This window comes from Bradyrhizobium sp. STM 3809 (assembly GCF_000239795.1).
Lineage (GTDB): Bacteria > Pseudomonadota > Alphaproteobacteria > Rhizobiales > Xanthobacteraceae > Bradyrhizobium.
On the sequence record NZ_CAFJ01000054.1, the window covers coordinates 1 to 5,639 of the forward strand.

The 5,639-nt window shown below is 63.5% G+C and carries 6 protein-coding genes, 1 tRNA gene and 1 pseudogene; 2 read left to right on the forward strand and 6 right to left on the reverse strand.

Features of this window, described 5'->3' with window-relative positions; translation table 11 throughout:
* Positions 1 to 174 precede the first annotated feature (174 nt).
* Together rnpA and rpmH are read right to left on the reverse strand one after the other, a co-directional pair.
* Positions 175 to 582: a ribonuclease P protein component gene (rnpA, locus tag BRAS3809_RS02380; protein ID WP_008960504.1), complete on the reverse strand. Its 408-nt coding sequence runs from the start codon at positions 580 to 582 to the stop codon at positions 175 to 177.
* Positions 583 to 613: 31 nt separating this feature from the next.
* The gene (gene rpmH, locus BRAS3809_RS34570; RefSeq protein ID WP_006609582.1) at positions 614 to 748 is read right to left on the reverse strand and encodes a 50S ribosomal protein L34; all 135 of its coding nucleotides are present in this window, start codon (positions 746 to 748) and stop codon (positions 614 to 616) included.
* Positions 749 to 1,247: 499 nt separating this feature from the next.
* Here rpmH and BRAS3809_RS02390 point away from each other — a divergent pair, with 499 nt between their 5' ends.
* Positions 1,248 to 2,723, forward strand: coding sequence for a sensor histidine kinase (locus tag BRAS3809_RS02390; protein WP_008960505.1), 1,476 nt, complete (start codon positions 1,248 to 1,250; stop codon positions 2,721 to 2,723).
* 202 nt (positions 2,724 to 2,925) lie between these two features.
* Positions 2,926 to 3,002: transfer RNA gene (locus BRAS3809_RS02395), tRNA-Arg, on the forward strand.
* A 358-nt stretch (positions 3,003 to 3,360) separates the two neighbouring features.
* Here the strand turns inward: BRAS3809_RS02395 and BRAS3809_RS02400 are convergent.
* The 4 genes and pseudogenes from BRAS3809_RS02400 to BRAS3809_RS37005 form a co-directional block, all read right to left on the reverse strand.
* Positions 3,361 to 4,149, reverse strand: coding sequence for a carbohydrate ABC transporter permease (locus tag BRAS3809_RS02400; RefSeq protein ID WP_008960506.1), 789 nt, complete (start codon positions 4,147 to 4,149; stop codon positions 3,361 to 3,363).
* Complete coding sequence (locus BRAS3809_RS02405; protein WP_008960507.1) at positions 4,146 to 5,024, reverse strand: carbohydrate ABC transporter permease; 879 nt, start codon at positions 5,022 to 5,024, stop codon at positions 4,146 to 4,148. The genes BRAS3809_RS02400 and BRAS3809_RS02405 overlap by 4 nt, the downstream gene beginning before the upstream one ends.
* Before the next feature lie 301 nt (positions 5,025 to 5,325).
* Positions 5,326 to 5,424: pseudogene (locus tag BRAS3809_RS37230) on the reverse strand (LysR family transcriptional regulator); the annotation flags it as partial.
* Positions 5,403 to 5,639 (reverse strand): hypothetical protein (locus BRAS3809_RS37005; RefSeq protein WP_210161092.1); only part of this gene is annotated, 237 nt, incomplete at its 5' end. The gene BRAS3809_RS37005 and the pseudogene BRAS3809_RS37230, both read right to left, overlap by 22 nt.

Consider the following 5,639-nt stretch of genomic DNA (forward strand, 5'->3'; position numbering starts at 1 on the left):
TCGCCGGGGGCCTGCTTCTTGGCGAGCTCGCTCTGCAGCTGGGCCTGCGCGCGCTGCTTTTCCATCTGCGGGCCGTTGTAGAAGACCTGCCACAGGATCAGCACGAGGCCGGATAGAATGACGGCGAGGATGGTGTTGCGATTGTCGGTCATCGTTCTCTTATCGTCTCGTCATTCAATCCGGTTTACGGGATGCGCCCGGCGTCGCTGCGGGCTGCCTGGCGGCATTCGAGGGCCGGCGCGGTTGCGGCCGGCCGGGAGGCCGGTCGAGCCGGCGGAGCGCGGTCGTCAGGTCGTCGAGCATGGTGAGAAAGTCGCGCGACAGCGCATCCCGGCGGCCGACCAGCACATAATCACTGTGCGGCCGCATCGTCAGGGGATCGAGCCGCTTCACGAGCTCGCGCAGCCGCCGACGGATGCGATTACGCTCCGTGGCGGTGCCATTCTTCTTGGTGACGGTAAAGCCGATCCGGACCGGGCCCTGATCCCCGCGCTCACGGCGCTGGACCACGAAGGCAGGACTGTTCGCCCGCACGCCATCGGCAACGGCGAGGAAGTCCGCCCGCTGCCGCAGCCGATCCATGATGGAAATCTCCGGGACGGACGCCCTGGCTTCAGGCGCTGAGACGCTTGCGGCCCCGGGCGCGACGCGCGGCAAGGACCTTGCGGCCGCCGGTGGTGGCGAGACGGGCGCGGAAGCCGTGACGGCGCTTGCGCACCAGTTTGCTGGGTTGATAGGTCCGCTTCACGGGTCGATCTCCGCTGACGGGCAATTTGCCAGTTGACAACTTGCCGGCTTGAATTGTCGAGTGATGTCCGGTGATGCTTTCGGGCCCAAGATGGACCGCTGCCGGCCCAGAAATCGAGCCGCCCCGGGCGAGCCGGGTCATCGCGGACGGTTGGCGCGGCTTATAAGGGAGCGTCCTGGCTTCGTCAATCGTGGCAAGGCCTCGGCGGGGATACGAGCCGCACCGCGGCCGGGGTCACGCGTCAAGCTCCTGGTAATGCGTGTGGTGCCAGCGTCATCCCACGATAACACAGGACAATGCATCGATGGCCCGATCTGCGAGACTGGCGGCGCGCACGGCGGGTCACCAAGGATTGTGACGGCGGTGATGACGATTTCCTGGGTTCCATTCTGAACGGATTGGAAACCCTAACATGAGCGAACCGTAATTTGACGGGACTCCGGTGCAGTCCCATCTTGCGGACCCGTAAGGGTGGGGGTGTCTCTTACAAGGGCGAACCGTGGCAGAGAGCGACAACAAGCCGATTCTGGAGCGCCTGCGACTGAAACGGTCGCGCCGGCTCGGCTTGTCCGGAAAGCTGCTGCTGCTCACGATTCCGTTCGTCATGATCGCGGCCGTTCTGGTTTACGTGCCCGCGATCGCGAATTTCTGGAGCAACCGGCTCAACGACCGCCTCGCTGCAGCCAATACCGCCGCGCTGGTGCTCGACGCTGCCCCCTCCGGCATGGTGCCGGATTCCTTGGCGCGGCAGATCCTGACCTCGATCAATGCGCGGGGCGTCGCCATCAAGATGGGCCAGCAGCGCCGCCTGCTCGCCAGCGCGGACCTGCCGGCCTCGATCGATCATGACTACGACATGCGCGACATGACCGTATGGTCGTCGATCGTGAACTCGCTGCAAATGATGACCGAGACCGGCGATCACACCATGCGGGTGATCGGGCCGGCGCCGGGCCGCGCGCAGTTCATCGAGGTCGTCACCGACGAGAAGCCGCTGCGCAAGGCGATGTACCGCTTCTCGCGCAACCTGCTCGGCATCTCGCTGCTGCTCGCCATGCTCACTGCGGCGCTGGTGTATCTCGCCTTGCACTATCTGTTCGTGCGGCCGATGCGGCGCCTGACCGCGAGCCTGGTCGGCTTCCACGAGAATCCGGAGAGTGCGGCGCGCATCATCGTGCCGAGCCAGCGCTCCGACGAGATCGGCGTCGCCGAGCGCGAGCTTGCCGACATGCAGCGCGATCTCGTCTCGATGCTGCATCAGAAGAGCCGGCTCGCCGCGCTCGGCCTCGCCGTCTCCAAGATCAATCACGATCTGCGCAACCTGCTGGCCTCGTCACAGCTCCTGTCCGACCAGCTCGCCAGCGTGCCGGACCCGCGGGTGCAGCGCTTCGCGCCGAAACTGATGCGCTCGCTGGAGCGCGCCATCGCCTTCTGTCAGTCGACGCTGTCCTACGGCAAGGTGCAGGAGCCGGCGCCGGACCGCCGGATGGTCGCGGTCGAGCAGGTTGTCGCCGAGGTGCGCGAGACCGCGGGGCTGGCGCCCGACGCCTCGATCAGCTGGATCAGCGCGATCGAGCGCGGGCTGAAGATCGACGCCGATCCGGACCAGCTGTTCCGCGTGCTGCTCAACCTGGTGCGCAATGCCACGCAGGCCCTCGACAGCCTCGCAGCCGATGCCGGTGTGCGCCAGATCCGGATCACCGGCCGCCGCGAGGGGGCCGTGACCATCCTCGAAGTGTCCGACACCGGGCCAGGAGTGCCGGAAAAGGTGCGAGAGCACCTGTTCGAGGCGTTCCGCGGCGCCGGCCGCCCTGGCGGCTCGGGCCTGGGCTTGGCCATCGCCGCCGAGCTGGTGCGCGCCCATGATGGCGACATCCAGCTGGTCGAGGGGACCTTGGGGGCCACCTTCCGCATCACGATTCCCGATCGGCCGGTCGAGCTTCAGACCTTCTGGACCGAGCGCGCCAGCGCCTGAGTGGTCGCCCGACAATGGCGGCCGTTTCCCTCCGCTGCCGGGCCCCCTCTGCGGAAAAATGCACGCAAAATGTCTGGCTCCAGCCTTGCCAAGCGGCCTCCGAGCCGTTAGTCAGAGGCCCTTCGCGAGGCCAGCCGGCATTTGCCGCTCCGGCCTTCCGGGATCCGGCCGTCAAGGCCCGGAGCCCGCCACAAGCGAAAACGCGCCCGTAGCTCAGCTGGATAGAGCATCAGACTACGAATCTGAGGGTCGGACGTTCGAATCGTTCCGGGCGCGCCATTCATTCGATCGATAGATCAGCGGCTTAGTCTATGCTGGCGCCCAGCCAGCATCCACAGCCCTGATTCTCGCCTAAGCTCGCGCACCCTTGCCGCAAGTGAGGTGTCCCCTCTCGCATGATGATCCACACGAGCCGTTCAGAGTTGAGCGGCCGCGCATCGCTATGCGTTCGCGGCAAGCGCATTCGCGACGGCGCGGGGATTTGCGGCGACGTGCTTCCTGACCAGCACCTAGGCCACGTTTCTCGATACCGCCGGCGTGTCGATGGCGATCGCGGTGCTCGACGTCCAACCGAAGGAGTTGTGGGACTCCCCGGAGTATGCCGCCAGCGCTTCGCCGGGTCATGAGATCCGCGCCTTCACGTGCGGATCACGAAGCCCCTGGCGAGATGGTTCCGCACGAAATAGATCATCGCGATGCCCGGGACCAGCGCGAGCACGGTCATCGCCATGACCAGGCCAAAATCGGTGCGGAAGCCGAACAGTGCGTTGATCGCCATCGTGATCGGCTTGCCGCCCGTCGTGGTCAGGATACGAGCCAGCACCACCTCCACCCAGGAAAACATGAAGCAAAAGAATGCGGTCACGCCGATGCCCGGCGCGATCGCGGGAATGAGGTGGCGGACAAAGAAACTAGGCAGCGAATGGCCGTCCAGGAAAGCCATCTCGTCGAACTCGCGTGGAACCGAGGCAATGAATCCCTCCAGGATCCAGATCGAGATCGGGATATTGAAAACGCAATGAACCAGCGCGATCCCGACCGGAGAATTCTCGAGGCCGATCTGCGCGAATAGGACGAAGATCGGCAGCGACAGCACCACGGTCGGGGTGATGCGGAATACCAGCAGCAAAAAGAATAGCTGCCGGTCGCCGACGAAATGGTAGCGCGCGAACGCATAGGCAGCCGGCAGACCGACGGCCAGGCAAAGCACGACGTTCAGCGCGACGTAGATGATGGAGTTCAGGATGGCCTGTTTCAGAACCGGCGACTGGAAGATGGTCTGGTAGTTGACGAGGCTGAAATGCCCTTCCGCAATCCCGGCGCGCGGCAGGGTCGAGACGAAGCTGGTCATGAAGGTCTGCGCCAGGGGCACGAGAACGAAGGCCCCAACAATGACGAAGAGGATGATCCGGCCGAGCGACCTCACTTGAGGGGCTCCATGGCGACAGGCATTCGAGCGCTTGTTGCCGTCTTGAAGATCCAGGCGACCGTCAGAACGATCAGGAAATAGACCATCGAGCGGGCGGCTGAGGGCCCATAGTTGAAGGCCTGGATTTCCTCGCCGAGATCGAGGCTGAGAAACGCGGTGGCATTGTTGGGACCACCGGCATTGATACGGAAGGCTTCGATATAGATCATGAAGCTGTCCATGAAACGCAGCAGCACGGCCATCGACAGCACACTCTTGATCTTCGGGAGCTGAACGAAGCGAAACATCTGCCATGGCGAGGCACCATCGATGGCCGCAGCCTGGTAGTAAGCCGGCGGAATGCTGGAGATGCCGGCATAGACGAGCACGACGACCAGCCCGAGCCAGTGCCAGGTATCCATCACCACGAGCACGAGCCAAGTGTGCAGAGCATTGAATTTATAGTCGAATCCGATGCCGAGCCAGGACAGCAGTCGCCCGCCGAGACCGATATTGGGATTGATGAAGTTGAGCCATATCACCGGGATCATGTTCCACGGTACCACCAGCGGTACGGTGATCAGAACCAGAACGGTGCTGACGACGAAGCGATGCGACCGGCGCAGCAGCAGTGCAATCCAGATGCCGAGCGGCAACTGGATCGACAGCACCATGGCAGAGAACAGGAAGCTACGTCCGACGCTAGCGTAGAAGCGCTGCGACGTGACGATGTTGCGGTACCAATCGACCCCTACCCAAAATGGATTGTTCAGGCTGAACAGGTCCTGGAACGAGTAATTGGCGATGGCCACCAGCGGCAGAATACCCACGAAGGTCACGATGACCAGGGCGGGCAACACGAGAAGCCAAGCCGAGTTGTCGTGAAGCTTCATGTCGATGAGTGAAACGGGACCATGACCGGCAACGAAAAAGCTCCTCGCGTGCGACAAGGTCCTTTCAGCATTCCCGATTGCGTCCGATTTAGCCCGTCACGCGCGGGCAATCCAGGCGTCCCAGGCGCAGCCCAGTTCCGCGCCGTCGTCATGCGCGCCCGTCAGGACCGATAAAGACGTCGGCCTCGCAAGACATATCGTCGAGACCGTGATAGCAGCGCGCGGTTCCGCCGTCCGCCATCCGTTGCCCTCGGCGCACTGGTTTCGTAACAGCGACGAGGTGATGGCGATCCGACCCGCAGCCCGCAGCGAGATCATGACTGACGAGCGAAATCGGGAGCATGCCGGTGCTGAGGCCAGCTCGGACGGCGTCGCGGGCTATGATGAGCGAAAAGAGAGACGAAGAGGCAGATTGACCACCAGGTAACTATATCGCAATTTCAACACCATATGAGTTCGTGGTTTTATTCTGAATGGCGCGCCATTTGCCGATGAAACCCCCATCGTCCCATCCGTATTTCCGGAACAGCGCGACGTCGCCTTGCGCGCCGTGTCGCGGGTCCGCAGGAGAATGATCGTGAGCCGCTTCTGGTCAGAGCTTGCCCGCGGGCTGTC

Bases quoted from the DNA above. Each gene is read 5' to 3' on its own strand.
- rnpA (WP_008960504.1), bottom strand. From the start codon at position 582: ATGGATCGGCTGCGGCAGCGGGCGGACTTCCTCGCCGTTGCCGATGGC.
- BRAS3809_RS02405 (WP_008960507.1), bottom strand. From the start codon at position 5,024: ATGAAGCTTCACGACAACTCGGCTTGGCTTCTCGTGTTGCCCGCCCTG.